The organism is Telmatocola sphagniphila, assembly GCF_018398935.1.
GTDB classification, from domain to species: domain Bacteria; phylum Planctomycetota; class Planctomycetia; order Gemmatales; family Gemmataceae; genus Telmatocola; species Telmatocola sphagniphila.
In genome coordinates, this window is the sequence record NZ_CP074694.1 from 328,577 (window position 1) to 345,444 (window position 16,868).

Below are 16,868 nucleotides of genomic sequence, written 5' to 3' on the forward strand. Positions count from 1 at the left end.
ATACGAGTGGAAGAACGTGCTAGAAGAGAGGAATTGAATTTCCTGGCTCATCCCTGGAGGAAATCCGCCCGGCGGAATCGATGATTTTTTCAGGGTTTTGACGGAAAGGTCATCAGATCATCATTTTTTATATAGTGGAGAACGCCAATTTGATGACCTTTCAGCGATTTCCCGGAAGAAAATAGAAGTCCCAGAAAAGGGGTAAACGATAGTTGCGACCGGTTCGTTTACCGATCAAAAATATAACAAAAATCTTGCGAAAATGCAACGAAAGTTGACTTTTGAATACTTATTCTCACCAGTCATCGAATGACCTACGCCATCGGTCTTTTTCCTCTTGCAACAGGGTACACTTGGTGTGTTTTGGAATACGGATGTTTGGCTCCGTTTTGTGAAGCTTCGAGCAAAAAGGGTCTGAGAGGCACTTTAACTGCAACATTTAGGGTAAAACCATGAATAATCGTGTAGAGGTGATTCGATGGATGAAATGCTGCTGGTCTTCCTGCCGTTTTTCGGGTTCTTTTTGATCTTCTTTTTGTGCGCTATGCGTCGTGTTCCTTGCCCGGAATGTGGGACGATTCTGCCGAATTTCTACCCGCCGTCTCAGAAGACCCGTCGAATGTGGAAATCGGGGGGTTACATTTGCCCAAACTGCGGGTGTGAAGCGAATGCCCGAGGGGAAAAAATTGATCCTGATTCGGTTCCGGAAGAGTTTGCTCAACGCAAAATTGTTTGGCTGACGCTGGCGTCTTTGGCAGGTGCGCTACTGGTCGCCGGGATCATGTTTCTTCAGCCTTTCCAAGATGCTCCGCCGCCGCCGTTGCCGGTGGTCGAGGCCCCCCTTCCGGCGCCGCAATGATTATCTGTGGGTGGGAAGTGATCCGGCGAGTTAAGAATTTGGGACTGGTGGGATGAGCGGAGAGTTCAAATCCTGTCAGCCCGACTATGTTGTGGTGGTATAGCATTCACATTGCACTCGTGATTAAAAGACAAACTGCCTCAACTTCTTCATTGTTGCCTGAAGGCGATATTTTGCTCATCGAGTAGTTTCTTACCTTCAGCCGTGCCTCTGCGAGCTTCGCTCGGTCAATTCGCGCGTCTGAATTGGCCACAACCCATTGGCAAATTGACAAGATCGATGATTGACGGACTTACCGCGGTCGCTTATTATTCTTGCAATCTGATTAGAGAATCACAAGTGTTCCCAATTAAACGATTCATCGCAAAACTGTTTGGAATGAAGCCGGAGACATCTCCCATGCCCACGACCAGTCCACCACGTCCAGCCGAATGGAAAAAGACGATAGGCGATCTCGTTCAAGAAATGAACGCTGGACTGCACACGGCAATTGGACAACCTGAAATCGACTGGGCGAGGGAATACGAACGCAGTCTAATTTCAGATGGTCTTCGCTATCCTCAAAAGGGAGACGTCTACGAATCTCTTATAGACCAACCTATTCGATTCATGACCGCGTGGTTTGCTCCGTACACTGGTGGCGGAGAAAGCACGATTTATGCTGGGGAACGGATCTGGATCGATTCCGCTCCTATTGATGAAAACCCATCGGCATTTATGCATTGCCGATCCACTACGACGAAATGGAAAGGAGGATGGTCCCCGCTGAGGAACGATCGGCTCCTAATTACGATGGGTTTTATCTGAGCATCAATACCATGCCTCTCCTTCAGAAATACAAGCTTGTCGAGACGGGGCATGGGCATAACGTCGAACCAGTCGTTTCACCTGACCACGGCGGCATCGCGTAATTTCAGGGTTCATCACCTCACCAGCCGCTGTAGCCGGTGAGAGGGGTCGTTACGGTCGCCTGCTATTTTCTTCTCATACCAGAAACCGTCTCAGCGCAGCTTCCCAGCCCCGGATACTGGCGCTGAAAAGTTCAATACCCGTCCTGTCAGCCCGATCCTGTTTCAAAATGAGCCCTTCGGCGAAAAATCTCACCCACTTTGTTCGGTAGGCATGAATTGCCTGTCGGACTCGCACGACGCGATCCAAACCAACTCACTCAAAGACCGGTCTTATTGGCCGTTGCTGTGAAATCTATGTTCATTTAGAATAGTGCAAATTGTTTAAGAAATCCCGAGTTCAGTACCAGAAGGGTGTTGTTGTGCCATTTGAACTCAACAGGATTGATGGAAAGCCGACACTTTCATCCCGACGACCAGAACGCTTTTCGGTAAAGGCTGACGAGGCGATGATCGAAATGCCTGTGGCGGCAAATCATGAGATCGAGTTATACTTCCCCGCTCCTGATGGGAAAATCGATCCCATATGGTTGAACTTGGCCACCGATCTGATGACCCATCTCACAGAGATCGATAACGAAGTGCAGCGGATAAGTGCAGAGCAATGGAAGTCGAATGGACTACATTTGCCCAGTACTGACTATGAAGGCGAACTTGCGTATGTCAAACTGATCGGACCTGACGAAGTTGTGCTCAGGTATTGGGTGATTGGATATAACTCCGAATGGGACGAAGTGTTTTTTTGCGTCCTTGAAAAGTGGGTCCGAAAGGCATAAGATACCGATCCAGCCCATTGCATCTGAGTGTGACGGCGATTACCCTTTTTAAGATTCATCAGCTAATCAGTCGCAGAGAAAGGCAAACTCTTTCATTACGATCATGGTCGTTACCACCCAACCGGTGAGTGATCGCAGATGAAGTTCGGCGGAGTGATTCGGATGGCATTACGTAAGCGTGGCAAATATTGGTACGGCGACTCGCAAGGAGATATTCGCGATGAACTGAAGCGGTTCGGAAAGCTGAACGGGTACGTCCCCACGCAATTTGCTGACGCACGCTGCATCTGCGCATGCACTACGTTTCTCCTACGCTCGGACGAGAACGAAGGCGCAGCCGTACGAGTCTGCATTTCCTGCGGAGACGAGCACCCAATTGGAGACAGCGACGAGTACTTGGCCGAAGCAGATATGCAGGACCACGACTGCGTTTGCGGCGAGAATGCGTTTGAGATTACTGTCGGAGTATCCGTGTATGAGGACAGCGACGATGTTCGGTGGCTCTACATCGGTTGCCGCTGTCCCAAGTGCGGCCTGACCGGGTGTTACGGTGATTGGAAGAATGAGTTTATTGACTACCGGAAACTTCTCGCCCGAGTGTGAAAGAGCCCACACAGCCGCCTAATCGTCTCGATTGTTTCGCAACCTCAAATCCAGCCGCAGGTTGCGAAAGCGACTGGCGACGGGATTTGAACTTTCTATTGCGCAAGTTCAACTATCTGTCCGCTATCCATTCTCACCGAGCAGCCATTCAGCGGTCATAGCCCGTACCACGTAAAGTCCCTTCACGCTTGGCACCGTGCAAAGCAATGTCGCGATTTCCTCCTCGGCCTCGCTGAGTCGCTGAAGAGCTTCGTTTAGCCCTAGGTCGGCTAGACGCGATTGGTGAATTCGATTGAGCGTAGCTTGCCCATCTCCGGATAGAGCCGACCGTTGAAATTGATGCCTCATCGTCATGCAGAAAGCGCAATAGTCGTCGATCTCTGCTTGCGATCGCAGTTTCGCACCCGACAGAAGCTCGCTCGCGGTTGGCTGGAGAATGCGAAGGTTGCTCACCAAGAGTTCAGGATTAAAGGATGCGTCCGAGTCGGGTCTGTCGAACAATTGGACAGCCCATCCTAGGAACGACGCTACTTCTCCTCGCCAAATTGCTTCCGTCTGGAATTCGCGCGGCAGGCCTTGGTGCGGCGACTTTAGAATTTCACGGTGAAACTCTTCGATTTGCGCACCCAGACCAAGTTGCTCCAGCCAAGGCAACAGTTGAGAACATAAGGACTCAGCTCGTGAATGTTGAGTCACTTCAAGCGATGCGCGAAAGCCAAGGCTCCCATATATAATCGCTTGGACGACGACCTCATGACCGGTTCGGCGCATCTCAATTCACCTCGCAGACCTGAGCCCATTTTAGTTCCCTCTTGTCCCAACTGGCCAATTCGTTGATGAAAAGTTCAAGGGCCTTCCTGTCCCCCCGACTGTTTTTCCCGCATCCTTGTTTTGGGACCTTATCTGGTCCTATCGCAAGGTTCAGCTCTCGCTATCAATGGCCTTAGACCTTACAACATCTTTCAACGTAAACTTCACAAGAGTTCAAATCCTGTTGCCACTTTGGCGTATCGAACCCCGACCGGAACAATTCCCCGGACCGTTCTTTTGGATTAATAAGCTCTATTTTCCAGCGAATTCGAACTGATTATATTGACGAACATCTATATAGAATATATTCTATGTACATGAACCGACTGGACCAGGCATTTGCCGCTCTTGCTGACCCCACTCGACGTGGAATCGTGGTGCATCTGGCTCGCGGCGAGGCATCCGTTTCCGACCTGGTCGGCCTCTTCTCGTTGACGCAACCTACAATCTCGTCTCACCTGAAGGTGTTGGAATCGGCGGGGCTGATTTCGCGCACTCGAGTGGCTCAGTCGCGGCCCTGCAAGCTGGAGACGAAGCAATTGAAAGTGGTCACAGATTGGCTGGAGAAAGTGCAAGAAATTTGGGAAGGCAACTACAAGAGACTCGACGCTTTACTCGCCGAGTTGAAGCAAGCACAGAAAGAGGAGCGAAAGAAATGAAACCTGCGGAAGTGAGCACGCCGTCGGATCGAGAAGTACTAATTAAGCGGAGCTTTGATGCGCCAGTGAATCTGGTCTGGCAGGCTTATACGGATCCCGCGTTGATGCGTCGTTGGCTAACGGCCATGCCCGGATGGACGATGCCGATTTGCGAGATGGCTACTCATGTGGGTGGGAAGTATCGCTGGCGCTGGCGGTTCGACGAGAACGGCATGGAGTTTGGGTTCACGGGTGAAATGCTGGAGGTCGAGTTGAATTCCAAGATCGTGCATACGCAGATCTTCGACCCGGGCGATATGGGTGGATCGATGGGAGGTGAACCGTCGATAATCACGGTCACGTTCAAAGAGTCCAACGGGATCACAAACGTGTCGACTTTGATTAAGTATGCGTCGCAGGCCGATCGCGATGCGGCGATGTCGACGGGCATGACGGATGGAATGGAAATGAGCTACAAACAACTCGACGGAGTACTGGCGAGTTAGTTCGCGTTCGGCAGAACAGCCAGCACTAATCTAGAGTCTAGCCTCTTGGAGTTACCGTTGAACTCCGACTTCCCAGCCCTGGAAGCCGGGCAAAAAAAGTTGAATAGCCGTCGTGTCAGCCCGGCTGTTCTTCTTGCATCTTTGCTATTCGTTACTATTACTGCGTCTTACTTTAGCTTATACGCAAAAACCGTGTTTTTTATTCGTAGACTCAATCGATTCAACCTATTTCCTTTCAATGATTTGAAGAGATAAAATTCTGGCATTGATTTATGCAGGGCGAACGTGGCCGGAAAATTATTTGAACAGTCTGTCGAATTTCGGTCCCGCCCTTCGATGATATAAGGCAGGTTGGGAACTCAGCCTGACGTGACCTTTAACTCAAGACGGCATACTGATCTCCCGGCCGGAAAACAGATGTGGAGGTGTGAGGGAATGGGAAAGCTCGTATTCGGAATGATGCAATCGCTGGATGGATACGTCGCGGGTGTTACGGGCGGCCCGGGATCGGAGGGCTACCCCGCTGCCGTCGCGGGCGGCCTGGAATTGCCGCCGCCTGGAGTCTCGCTCGCTAGTCATTTCAATGATCAGATCCGCGGACTGGCCGGCAGTTTGTGCGGTCGGCGAATGTACGAGGTGATGCGTTACTGGGACGAGGATCAACCGGATTGGGACGTGGCCGATCACGAGTTCGCGAAGCTGTGGCGGGCGCTTCCGAAATGGGTCGTATCGCGCTCGCTCAAATCAGTCGGACCCAACACTACGCTCGTGGCGGGAGATGTCGAAGCGTTTGTGCGCCGATTGAAGGGGGAAGTCGAGGGCGAAATTGACGTTGCCGGGCCGGAACTCGCCGGGTGCCTCACCGATTTTGGATTAATCGACGAGTATCGTCTTTACTTTCGACCGTTTGTACTTGGCGGCGGCAAGCCCTACTTCGCAGGTGCCCGTCCGCCCCTTCGACTGATCGGTGCCGATCCCATCGGCGAGGATGCAGTTAGGCTGACGTACGTCCCCGTCTGATCGTCGGGTTTAACTTGGTGCATACTGATTTCTTTGCGTTATCGGCTTCAACATTTTACAGTCGCGTTCGCAGAGTATCACGAAAAGCTGTTCGAAGACTTGAAATAGAATAACCGCAAACCTGACCCGGGGCCGAGAAGATCAAAAATTCTAGCGACTTTCGGCCCGAACCTATTTCTCAGAAACAAGGTTGCAGTTACTGAGGGAATTCACGCGACCGGTGGGAAATTGTGCGTCGTCGATTCGGGTGAGTCCACAATGGCGTTCACGACTCCTTGCCGTCCCAAACCGGAATTCCAGTCATTCACCCAATTAGCTATTTCCGGGGCCGCGCCGGTTCTACCCAAGACATCTCGATACAGGGCCTGGATGTAACTGCTTGGGGATGCTCCATATTTTTGAATGTATTCGCTGGAAGTCAAAAAATCCTCGATCACCGTACGCGCATCGACCCCTTTTTCCAGGATCGATACCCAATTTTGCAGGCCGGCACTATCGGCGGTGCGATGCAAATAAGTTGTGTAGTAAGACTCAACTTGGGTTGTGAAATCGGATTTCGGAATATTCCCGGATGCCTGGATAGGCGTTGCGGCCGTCTGCACAAGCGCGGTACCGAGGAGGGCTGTTCCAGTCGAGGCAACGACGGCAGGAACAATCCGTTCTCCCAGCTCTTCCAGATTTAGGCGAGAGCTTAAGTTCGAGTGATTACCACGATTCGATTTTCTGTGGTTCATGGCTTGTTTCCCGATATCGTCCCATTATCCGTTAAGAACACCCGAGTAATTCCCAAAGCCTCACCTAATAAATGATTCTTAATCCATAACAGAGGGAGGGATCTCTAACCCTTATAACGACTGACAGTCAAAGGATGCTCAAATTTTTTTCCGTCCTAAAAAAGATCCCCGAAAATGGGCAAGCAAAATAGTGCTGTTTTGGCCGTCGAGTTTGGGTAATATGTACCGGTTGTAAGAAGAGTTCGGCGATTTCCCCCGGACTCCTTACAGGAAGGATACGACAATGGGGACGATAGCAAAAATGTTCGTCTTCGCCCTCTTGGGCGCTGCGCTAGGATCGGATCATCTGGTAGCCGATGATGCCACCAGGCCCGACCTCAAACCTCTCCTCGGCGAGGTTCGCAAACTCGTCGAGAAGTATTACCCGAAAGCCAAGGTCACGCTGAAGGATCAGACAATTCACTTCGAGTTTAACACTCGGAAGTTCATGATCCACGAACCGTTGCTGACAGGTGAATGGCAGGATGCGGTCGAGACCGTTGGGCCACAAAAGGGGGGTATCTGGGGCGAGATCGAACTGTGTCCGGGCAGATATGAAGGGATGCTCGCATTACCTCAAACATTCGACAAACGCTATTTCACTCAAAAGCTGACCTTCTCCTATTCCGAGAAGCTTCATCACTACCTTCACATTCAACTTGAATACCCTCGAAATACGCCCAAAGATTTTATCGAAGAGTTTGAAGCTCTGATGAACAAGTTCGATGCCTATGTGATTGTCAAAGGCAAGTAGTGGACAGTAACTTCGTTGCGGAGGAGCACTCTGGAATCGGGACAAAGTGCCATTGGGCCATGGACCCGCAACACTTCCAGTAGCGAAGTCGATTCAAACTATTTCGAACTCTTCACTCGAGCATCGCCTTGAATAAATCCCATAGTCCACCCAATATCCTCTGGATTTGCGTGGACGATTATCGCCCCAGCGTCAGCGGAGCGTATGGCTCTTCTCTTGCCAGGACTCCCCATCTCGATCGCCTGGCCAGTCAGGGAATCCGCTTCGATCGGTCGTATGCCGCCTGCCCGCTTTCAACGCCTTCCCGGATGGCTTTTTTAACCGGTCGCTATCCTCGCTCGGTGGGTGTCACGCTCACCCCAACGCCCTTGGCCGAGACTGAAATTACTCTCGGCCGATTGCTTCAAGCTCGTGGCTACGAAACCGTGGCGATCGGCAAGACGCATTATTATTGCCGGCTCAAAAGAGAATTTAACAGAACCATTGATCGCAGGGAGCACGATCTTTTTTTGGCGAGTAAAGTCAGAAAGCCTCTCCCGCAGGGAGTCGAGATTCTGGGACCCTGGAGGCCGGGTTACGACCCGGCGGACATTTGGCTGAATGCCAAAGCATTGCCTTATGCGTTCGATGAAGAAATGCCGGACACCTTTCTGACCCAAAGAGCGGTCGAATATCTTTCGGAGCATCATTCCAAGCCCTTCTATCTCTCGGTCGGCTTTTACGTGACGCATTCCCCCTTCCGTTTCCCCATCGAATTTCAACAGACCTTTGATCCGAAGTTGTTTCGAGTTCCGGAAGTCTCCCCGGAGGATGCGAAACGTATCCCTGAGATCTTCCGCAATTTGACTTCAGAACAGAAGCGGGGTATCCAGGCCGCGTACCATACTTCCGTGGCTTATATGGATCGCAATCTTGGCCGGATTCTCGAGGCTTTGGACCAGTCGGGTCTAGCAGATAACACCCTGGTGATCTTTAATTCCGATCATGGCTATTTATTGGGGGAGCATGGCCGTTTTGAAAAGCACTGCTGTTACGAAGAGGCCGTTCGCACTGCGCTCGTGATGCGGTATCCAGAGTTGATTCGGCCGGGACGAAATACTTCGGCTCTTGTGGAACAGATTGATTTAGTACCGACCATTCTGGAATTTTGCGGCTTCGAAAATCCGGTAAATGTGCAGGGAAAATCTTTCGCGAAACTTTTGCACGAAACGGCCGAGGCCCATAGGCCGCATGTGATCTCCGAATATTCCGACAATGCGGAAATCATGATCCGTACAGAGCGCTGGAAGCTCATCTACTCGGCGGGGACCCGCAGGCGTCGCGATGGCTATTATCTCGAGCGGTTTTCCACCGGTCCGGAAAGGTGGCTATTCGATTTGCAGAACGATGCCGCGGAATTGCACAATGTTGTCGACAATAAAGAGAACCAGGAAATCGTTGAAAATTTCATGGGGATACTTGTGGAGCATCTCAGAAATACTTCGCATCCCCAGTCGCGAGGATTGCTATTCGAATCTCTTGAGCAGGAACTCGCCTACCGTTTGGAACCGGTGGAAGAGCATTGAAGGGGGAGTAATGTTTAATCACAAATAGTACTATTTTGATTTGTATCAGCAGCAGTCGAATGATCTTACCTCGCTGGCAAAAAGCTCCCCACATGCTCCCAGACCTTTCGGGCAACCGCATTCTCATCGAAGACCAGGGATTTTTGCTTCTGAATCGCCAGCCATTCACCACGCAGCGGGCTCTCATTCAAGAATCGATTGAAAAGGCTCGTCAGCGTCACGCCGTCGTCGAATTGAAACAATGCATCTTCAAACTCCACTAGCTCCCGATGCGCTGAGATGTCGGACAGTATCACCGGGCAATCGCAATAGAGAGCCTCGATAATCGGCAGCGAAAATCCCTCCGCCCGGGAAGGCACCACGGTCACCAGGGCGTGGTGGTAGAGCATGGCCATCTGCCCATCGCTCGTCGACTGAGCGAAATACAGGTTTTTCAGATGACCGCCCGCTTCGGTGTAACGGTCTTGCAATTCACACAATCGCTCCGGGGAGTGATGCCCGGCGATGATCAATCCGATGCTAACCTCGCACCGGGCATGGCTGGCCAAAACGATCTCGACGTTCTTTCGCTCGTCCTCACTGCCGATCACCAGGAAGTATTTTCTCGACGCGAAAGGGCCGGGCAGAGGCATCGAGAAGTCGATATCCTGGAATGATTCGCGCAAGCAGGCTCCCGTGACGGCCATACGATCCGAGGCGGGACCGATGATGTTTTCCAATTGAGTTGCCGCCGTTTTCGAAATCGCACAGAAACAGTCGACCATCTTCAGCCAGATCATGGAGTTGAGGTATTCGCGATGCCGCCGCGGCGTAGGGAGATAGCGGTGCGGTTCCTGCAGGGGAATGGTGTCGTAAAAGATCGCCACATGAAATAATTCGGGCTGTAGGAACATCTGGGCCAGGAATGAACAGCAATGCGTCATAGGCGAAAGGTGGAGCACCAACGCCGGTCCCACATCGAGCGGAACCCGATCCCGATATTCATCGCACAGGTGAGAGAATTCTTCTGGCACGACGGGATAAAGAGAATCGGTCAGTCCGATGAGACGAATGGAATCGCCGAGAAATTCCTTGGCGTGACGGAGCACTCCGGCCGAATGGTAGCCGATGCCGCGATAGTTGTAGGCCGGCATTTGCAGGCAACGGACATCGACATAGATCTTTTTCGGATAGCCGCGCAGTCGCGTTGAGCCGCGAGGAGGCAAATTCTGGGCGAGCGTCAGGCCGAGAATTGTCTCATCGGAAATCTTAACCAGAGTATGCAACTCGTGGAGGCTGTACTCGACGTGCGCATTCACCTTGAGGAACTGATGAATGGCCGGCGAAAGAAATTGGTCTCGAAGCGGACGGAGAATTGGGCGGAACATCCATTTCAATACATTTCTGACGGCGTCTCTGCCGCGCTGAAAAATTGTCATAAGCCTGAATTTCTTGCCCAAGTCCTGTCGTCTGAGGAAATCATCGCGATCCAGCTTAAAGACGCAAAGCCTACATCACTAAACGTCACGAGGAGTGCGAATTGGACGCCGCTGAAAAAAAATCTTTGGAAAGATTCCAAACAGCCGGCATCGAAGCGTCGTGTCGGCGGCGGGCCATTCCACCAGCGAATTTCGTAAAAAAGCGAGAAATCAGCTCTATTCACGACACTTTCATTGGGCTTGATCGCCTTCTCTCCTATAATATCAATTTGCATTTTTACGCATGGAATTGCTCGAACATGGCTTTAAGTCAGCGGAATGATATTCGAAACGTGGCCGTTATTGCTCACGTTGACCACGGCAAAACGACTCTCGTCGATCAGATGCTTCGCCAATCCGGCCTGTTTCGCTCGGAGGAACTCGACAAGCTCGTCGGCGGTCAACATGGTCTGATTATGGATTCGAACGATCAGGAACGCGAACGCGGGATCACCATCCTGGCGAAAAACTGTGCTATTCGACTGGGCGATACCAAGGTCAATCTGATCGACACTCCGGGGCACGCCGACTTCGGGGGCGAAGTCGAGCGGATTCTGAAAATGTGCGACGGCGTATTTTTGCTGGTGGACGCCGCCGAAGGGCCGTTGCCTCAGACCCGGTTCGTGCTGAGAAAAGCGTTCGCCAATGGCTTGAAGCCGATTGTGGTCATCAACAAGATTGACCGTCCCGACGCCCGCATCGATGAAATTCACAGCATGATCTTCGATCTGTTCATCGAACTTGGGGCTAACGACGAGCAGGCGAACTTCCCGGTGATTTACGCTTCGGGTCGCGCCGGTATCGCCACCACCGATATGAACGTTCCGCCCAAAGATTTGCGGCCGTTGTTCGACGCCATTCTGAATCACATTCCGGCGCCTATTGTGGACATGGAAGCTCCCCTGCAAATGCAGGTGGCCTCACTCCAGTACTCCGAATTTTTGGGTAAGATTGCCATCGGACGCATCTACGGGGGCAAGATCAGGAAGAATCAGCGAGTCACGGTCATCAAGCAGAAGGATTTCAGCAACTTCCCCGATACGATCGTTCAGGTGATGGAGTTCGATCGCCTCGGCAAGCGCGAAGTCGAAGAACTGTTGGCGGGCGATATCTGTGCGGTGGTCGGCATTGATGAAGCCGATATCGGCGACACGATTTGCGATTTCGAAAAGGCCAGTGCTCTGCCGCCGTTGACCATCGACGAACCGACTCTGGATATGCTGTTTAAGGTGAACGATTCGCCGTTCGTGGGCAAGGAAGGCAAGCCGCTGACGAGCCGCGAACTTCGCGACCGATTGGAAAAAGAACTTCAGCACAACGTCGCCTTGCGAGTGAAGCCGGGCGAACGCGAAAGCGAATTCGTCGTATCCGGTCGCGGCTTGCTGCATCTGGGCGTGCTCCTGGAAACCATGCGTCGCGAAGGTTCGGAACTGGCCGTGGGTAAGCCGCGCGTGATTATGAAGGAAATCGAAGGCAAGAAGCACGAACCGGTCGAATATCTGGTGGTGGAAGCCCCCAGCGAACATACCGGCAGCGTGATGCGGCTGGTGTTGGAACGGCAGGGGGAACTGGTCAAGCTCGAGTCGACGGGCAACATGTCGCACATCGAGTTCTTCATTCCCTCCCGCGGCTTGATCGGTATGAAGACCCGCATGCTCACCGCCACTCAAGGGGCGGCGATCATGCACCATAATTTCCACGAATATCGTCCCTTGAAGCAGGCGCTGCCGGGCCGACCGGCCGGTGTGCTGATCTCGCTGGAAACTGCCAAGGCCACCGGTTACGCCATCGAAGGGTTACAGGATCGCGGTTCGTTGTTCGTCGGCCCCATGGAAGAAGTCTACGAAGGGCAGATCGTCGGCGAGCATTGCCGCGATAACGACCTCACCGTTAACGTCACCCGCGAAAAGAAGCTGACCAACATGCGAGCCGCCGGTTCGGATAAAAACGTGCCCTTAAAGCCGCCCCGAACTTTCGCTCTCGAAGCGGCCCTGGAATATATCGAAGACGATGAGCTGGTGGAATTGACGCCGAATTCGATTCGGATGCGGAAATTCCACCTCAGAGAGAGTGACCGCAAGAAGGCCGGTCGCCGCGAAGGCTAATCGAGATATTCGTCTTCTTCGAGGAAAGCCGGTACGCTGAAGACGATCGTTTTGACGCCCAATTCACTTTTTAACTTATGGCGAGTCCCCGGTTCAATGTAAATCACCGAACCGGGGCGGACCTCGATCCGATCCTCATTCAATTCCATGATTCCCGATCCTTCGAGAACGTAGTACACCTCGGTCATAATTCGATGGTAATGTCTTGCGGAATCGGTGATTAAGGGAATGTGCAGGCTGCAAGTTTTGACATCCGGGAAAGTGAGTGGCCGAACACTCTCGCCGCAAAGGCAGGGGACGACCGGCGCGTCCTCCACATGCCGAACCAGATAGCCAGCGGACGAATTCATTTTCACAGCTCCGGTAAAATGCGATTTTTATCTATACTAGCGATCTAGGAATGACCGTTTAATCCAGGAGTCCAACATGAAGCCGATCTGGCTTGCCAGTTTAAGTTTCCTGCTGGTGTGCGGTTGCGATCGTCCCCTCGCCGTGGTCGCGCCAGCTCAGACATCGGGCAAAACGCAGATTTCGACTTTTTTGCCGGACGATATGTCCAATTCGCCGCGGTTCAGTGTCCGAGGTAAGGTGATCTGGAAAGGGGAACCGCCGGTCGTGCCTAAACTGCCTGCGATATTTGGGAAAGTTGAGAAACATATTCCGCCGTTTAATCCCTTTTTCCCCAGGATTGACGAGAAGACGAAGGGACTTGCCAATGCAGTGGTCTCCATAGACCTCAGCGAGAGAGGGCGACCCGAACTGCAACCGAAGAATTTGACATTAATCGCCGAGCCGAATCGTTTTTATTTTGAGCCGGGCCGGCAGCCGATTGTCGCCACAACGCTCGGTTCGGAACTGGAAATGAAGTCGGTCTCCGATAAACCTTCGATCATCACCGCCCGCGGAGCGGCCTTCTACTCCCTGACGTTCCCTACGCCGGAAACCGTCCATCGCAAGAAGCTCGAGCAGGCCGGGCAAGTCAACTTCTACAATTCCGGCGGGGAGTTCTCCCAGCGTTACTGCTGGGCCGGCTGCCGGGCGTATGTCTTTGATCATCCTTGGTTTGCAGTCACCGACGATCAGGGCAATTTTGAAATCAAAAACATTCCCCTCGGTAAACATGAAATCGTGGTGGATGTGGCCGATTACCGGATGGAAAAATACGAACAGGATCCGGATACGCAACTGATCACCCGCATTCTCTACAAGTCTCCCGTGCAAAAGTTGACGAAGATCTCGGTGAACAGAAATCAGGAAGTGCAGTTCGAAGTTGGAAACGGGGATTTTCGATGATTTCGCTAATCAGCTGAAATTTTCGCTCTGGGCATAAAAAATAAGCCATACTTGGAAAGTAGACGCCGATGTCTGTTTTCCCAGTTGAGTTAATGCACCGTGAACACCGCCTTGAAGATCGCAGCTCTAACGCCCGCCGCCTACCGAACGAAGTATACTCTTCCCGTCATACCCTGCACGCTGAACACCGCTAATAATTATCCCCCGGAAGAACCTAAGAAGTTCGGCCGATTCACGTTGTTGAGGATTCTCGGCAGCGGCGGTATGGGGGTGGTCTACGAAGCCTTCGATCCCGAGCGGGGCCAGAAAGTCGCTCTCAAGGTTCTGCGTCGAGGATTGCCGGAAGAGGCCAAAGGAATTCAGAGGTTTTTACGCGAAGCCCAGGCGCTCGGAACCATCCAGCATCCGCGAGTGGTGACCATTCACGACGTCGGCATTGAAGAAGAACTTCCCTATCTTTCCATGGAACTACTGCAGGGGTGTTCGCTCGAAATTCGCATTCAGGAAGGGAAACCCTGGCCGGTCAATCAGGTGTTGCAAGTAGCCACACAACTGGCCGAGGCTCTGGATCAAATTCATGCTCAAGGATTGATTCATCGGGATCTCAAGCCGGCAAACATCTGGCTTTCGAAGCCAAATCAGGAAGTGGTACTGCTCGATTTCGGACTGGCCCGACGAATTGAAGGGCAGATGGGTCTAACGGCCTCCAGTCTGATGATCGGCACGCCTCAGTACACTTCACCGGAGAACGCCCGGGGGGATCGGATGGATGCCCGCTGCGATCTCTTTTCGCTGGGCATCATCCTTTATGAACTTTGCACCGGTCGGAAGCCTTTCGAGGGAACGACGGCCCTGGCACTGATGGAGCAGATTACCCGCTATCATCCGCCACGGGTGAGCGTGGTCAATCCCGCCGTGCCGACACTCCTATCTAATCTGATCATGGAATTGCTGGCGAAATTTGCCAAAGATCGTCCCGAATCGGCCCGGGTGGTCGGGCAACGGCTACAGAAAATTCAGCCGAAGTCGTCCTCGCAAATCGTTCTTCCCGTAGCCCCCGAACAAACTATGAATGCCCCGGAAATACCTCCCCTTGTAGAACCAGAACCCAGTCTACCGGTCAGTCGCGGCCTCTGGCTCTGGAGCCTGGTGGCTTGCTTCCTGCTGGTGCTCGGAATTTCTTTCTTCAAGAATACTCCGACCGGCCAATTGAAGGTCGAATCGTCCTTCCCGGTGGCGGAAGTAGAAATTTGGTCGGAGAATCGCGCGGTGGCTCGGGTATTGACCGATCGTCCCATCGATTTGCCGGAGGGAAAATACAAGTTGAAGCTCCTTTTCCCGGAGGATCGGGCGAAACTCGATTCGAACGATCTTGAAGTCGTTCCCGGGAAGGTCAATGCCATTCAAGTTGTGAAAAAATAATCTCCGGCCGCTTCATGTTGGCTTAAGCCTGCTCGGTTACATTTATTCCAGACAGGAGTAACCGATGCGAACACGAATTCTTTTTCTGGGAATCTGGGCCGGGCTTTTCCCTCCCGCCCTGATGAGTCGGACTCAGGCGGAAGACTGGCCGCAATTCCGGGGCGTGGAAGGCCGCGCTCTGGCCGTCTCGGCGAACCCGCCGGTTTCCTGGTCCAATCAGCAAGGCGTGAAATGGAAGAAATCTCTGCCGGGTCCCGGCTCTTCCAGCCCCATCGTCATTAAAAATAATGTTCTGGTCACCTGCTATACGGGTTATGGAACCAGTTCCTCCGATTCGAACGACAGTTCCCACCTCCTGCGCGGCCTGCTCTGTCTCAATCGCGAGACGGGCGCGGAAGAATGGAAGCTGAACGTCCCTTCCACTTCCAGCGAAGATCGTTACACCGGCTATCTTACCGAACATGGATATGCGAGCAGTACGCCGGTTTCGGATGGCGAAAACATCTATTGTTTTTTTGGAAAATCCGGAGTCGTGGCCTGCGATTTGAAGGGTAAAAAGCTCTGGCAGAGCAATGTCGGAACCGATTCCGATCCGCGCCGCTGGGGCTCCGCGGCCAGTCCGATCCTGTATAAGGACATTGTCATTGTGAATGCCTCCAGCGAAAGTCAATCGGTCCGCGGGCTGGACAAAAAGACCGGCAAGGAAATCTGGAAAGCTCCCGCCTCCCGTCTGGCACTCTCCTTCGGTACCCCCGCACTCGCCAAAGTTTCGGATCAGCGGACCGATCTGATCGTGGCCGCCCCCGGGGAAGTCTGGGGATTGAATCCCGATACCGGAAAATTGATCTGGTATGCCGGCGTGAGATCCGACGGCAATATCTCGCCGAGCGTTCTGGTAGGCGACGGCGTAGTTTACATTACAGGTGGCTTTACCGGTAAAGGAACCACTTGTATTCGAGTCGGAGGCAAGGGCGATGTCACCAAAACTCACATTGAATGGAGCATCAAGCAAAGCTCCTATGTGCCGACACCGCTGTTGCACAATAATCTGCTGCACTGGGTAAATGAAGAGGGAATAGCGGTTTGTGCCGATGCCAAAACGGGGAAAATTCTTTACGAAGAACGGCTCAGTCTTCAGGGCGGAGGGCGAGGGGGCAAGCCATTCTATGCGTCTCCCGTCCTGGCCCAGAATAAGATCTATGCGGTGAGTCGCAAGGCGGGAGTATTTGTCCTGGCGGGCGATTCCAAATTCGAACAGATTAGTGCGAACAAGCCTCTGGATGATACCGATTTTAATGCGACACCGGCGATTGCCGGCAATCAGTTATTTCTTCGTTCCAACAAGTTCCTTTACTGTCTTGAGTCGAAATAAAAGGAGT

At 52.5% G+C, this 16,868-nt stretch carries 17 protein-coding genes; 13 read left to right on the top strand and 4 right to left on the bottom strand.

Annotated elements, in window-relative coordinates:
* Positions 1-478 precede the first annotated feature (478 nt).
* From KIH39_RS01485 to KIH39_RS01500, 4 genes are all read left to right on the top strand, one after another.
* The gene (locus tag KIH39_RS01485; RefSeq protein ID WP_213497509.1) at positions 479-859 is read left to right on the top strand and encodes a transposase; all 381 of its coding nucleotides are present in this window, start codon (positions 479-481) and stop codon (positions 857-859) included.
* Positions 860-1,614: 755 nt separating this feature from the next.
* Positions 1,615-1,770: a hypothetical protein gene (locus KIH39_RS01490; protein ID WP_213497510.1), complete on the top strand. Its 156-nt coding sequence runs from the start codon at positions 1,615-1,617 to the stop codon at positions 1,768-1,770.
* Positions 1,771-2,129: 359 nt separating this feature from the next.
* Positions 2,130-2,543 (top strand): hypothetical protein, encoded by a 414-nt coding sequence (locus tag KIH39_RS01495; RefSeq protein WP_213497511.1) that lies wholly within the window; start codon positions 2,130-2,132, stop codon positions 2,541-2,543.
* A 162-nt stretch (positions 2,544-2,705) separates the two neighbouring features.
* Complete coding sequence (locus KIH39_RS01500; protein WP_213497512.1) at positions 2,706-3,146, top strand: hypothetical protein; 441 nt, start codon at positions 2,706-2,708, stop codon at positions 3,144-3,146.
* 123 nt (positions 3,147-3,269) lie between these two features.
* On the opposite strand, the gene KIH39_RS01505 is transcribed toward KIH39_RS01500, so the two are convergent.
* Positions 3,270-3,599 carry a hypothetical protein gene (locus KIH39_RS01505; RefSeq protein WP_213497513.1) on the bottom strand — a complete coding sequence of 110 codons (330 nt, stop codon included), beginning with the start codon at positions 3,597-3,599 and terminating at the stop codon, positions 3,270-3,272.
* A gap of 674 nt (positions 3,600-4,273) precedes the next feature.
* Here KIH39_RS01505 and KIH39_RS01510 point away from each other — a divergent pair.
* The 3 genes from KIH39_RS01510 to KIH39_RS01520 all read left to right on the top strand — a co-directional run bounded on the left by KIH39_RS01510 (position 4,274) and on the right by KIH39_RS01520 (position 6,120).
* The gene (locus KIH39_RS01510; protein ID WP_246539467.1) at positions 4,274-4,615 is read left to right on the top strand and encodes an ArsR/SmtB family transcription factor; all 342 of its coding nucleotides are present in this window, start codon (positions 4,274-4,276) and stop codon (positions 4,613-4,615) included.
* A complete protein-coding gene (locus tag KIH39_RS01515; RefSeq protein ID WP_213497515.1) occupies positions 4,612-5,100 on the top strand; it encodes an SRPBCC family protein in 489 nt (162 codons plus the stop codon). Before KIH39_RS01510 ends, KIH39_RS01515 begins: the two co-directional genes overlap by 4 nt.
* A gap of 435 nt (positions 5,101-5,535) precedes the next feature.
* On the top strand, positions 5,536-6,120 hold the full coding sequence (locus KIH39_RS01520) for a dihydrofolate reductase family protein (protein WP_213497516.1): 585 nt from the start codon (positions 5,536-5,538) through the stop codon (positions 6,118-6,120).
* Positions 6,121-6,329: 209 nt separating this feature from the next.
* On the opposite strand, the gene KIH39_RS01525 is transcribed toward KIH39_RS01520, so the two are convergent.
* Positions 6,330-6,854: a DUF4214 domain-containing protein gene (locus KIH39_RS01525; protein ID WP_213497517.1), complete on the bottom strand. Its 525-nt coding sequence runs from the start codon at positions 6,852-6,854 to the stop codon at positions 6,330-6,332.
* A gap of 283 nt (positions 6,855-7,137) precedes the next feature.
* Between KIH39_RS01525 and KIH39_RS01530 the strand changes: the two genes are divergently transcribed.
* Both KIH39_RS01530 and KIH39_RS01535 read left to right on the top strand, forming a co-directional pair.
* Positions 7,138-7,647 carry a hypothetical protein gene (locus KIH39_RS01530; protein WP_213497518.1) on the top strand — a complete coding sequence of 170 codons (510 nt, stop codon included), beginning with the start codon at positions 7,138-7,140 and terminating at the stop codon, positions 7,645-7,647.
* Between the two features lie 128 nt (positions 7,648-7,775).
* Positions 7,776-9,212, top strand: coding sequence for a sulfatase family protein (locus KIH39_RS01535; RefSeq protein WP_213497519.1), 1,437 nt, complete (start codon positions 7,776-7,778; stop codon positions 9,210-9,212).
* A gap of 65 nt (positions 9,213-9,277) precedes the next feature.
* Here the strand turns inward: KIH39_RS01535 and KIH39_RS01540 are convergent, their stop codons facing one another.
* Positions 9,278-10,630 carry a glycosyltransferase gene (locus KIH39_RS01540; RefSeq protein WP_213497520.1) on the bottom strand — a complete coding sequence of 451 codons (1,353 nt, stop codon included), beginning with the start codon at positions 10,628-10,630 and terminating at the stop codon, positions 9,278-9,280.
* Positions 10,631-10,929: 299 nt separating this feature from the next.
* Here KIH39_RS01540 and typA point away from each other — a divergent pair, with 299 nt between their 5' ends.
* Positions 10,930-12,774, top strand: coding sequence for a translational GTPase TypA (typA, locus tag KIH39_RS01545; RefSeq protein ID WP_213497521.1), 1,845 nt, complete (start codon positions 10,930-10,932; stop codon positions 12,772-12,774).
* On the opposite strand, the gene KIH39_RS01550 is transcribed toward typA, so the two are convergent.
* Positions 12,771-13,124, bottom strand: coding sequence for a cupin domain-containing protein (locus KIH39_RS01550; RefSeq protein ID WP_213497522.1), 354 nt, complete (start codon positions 13,122-13,124; stop codon positions 12,771-12,773). The genes typA and KIH39_RS01550 overlap by 4 nt on opposite strands.
* 76 nt (positions 13,125-13,200) lie before the next feature.
* On the opposite strand from KIH39_RS01550, the gene KIH39_RS01555 reads away from it, so the two are divergent.
* The 3 genes from KIH39_RS01555 to KIH39_RS01565 all read left to right on the top strand — a co-directional run bounded on the left by KIH39_RS01555 (position 13,201) and on the right by KIH39_RS01565 (position 16,861).
* The gene (locus KIH39_RS01555) at positions 13,201-14,067 is read left to right on the top strand and encodes a peptidase associated/transthyretin-like domain-containing protein (protein WP_213497523.1); all 867 of its coding nucleotides are present in this window, start codon (positions 13,201-13,203) and stop codon (positions 14,065-14,067) included.
* Positions 14,068-14,166: 99 nt separating this feature from the next.
* Entirely contained in the window at positions 14,167-15,489 is a 1,323-nt protein-coding gene (locus tag KIH39_RS01560; RefSeq protein WP_213497524.1) for a serine/threonine protein kinase, read from the top strand.
* Positions 15,490-15,553: 64 nt separating this feature from the next.
* Complete coding sequence (locus KIH39_RS01565; RefSeq protein WP_213497525.1) at positions 15,554-16,861, top strand: outer membrane protein assembly factor BamB family protein; 1,308 nt, start codon at positions 15,554-15,556, stop codon at positions 16,859-16,861.
* Positions 16,862-16,868 lie beyond the last annotated feature (7 nt).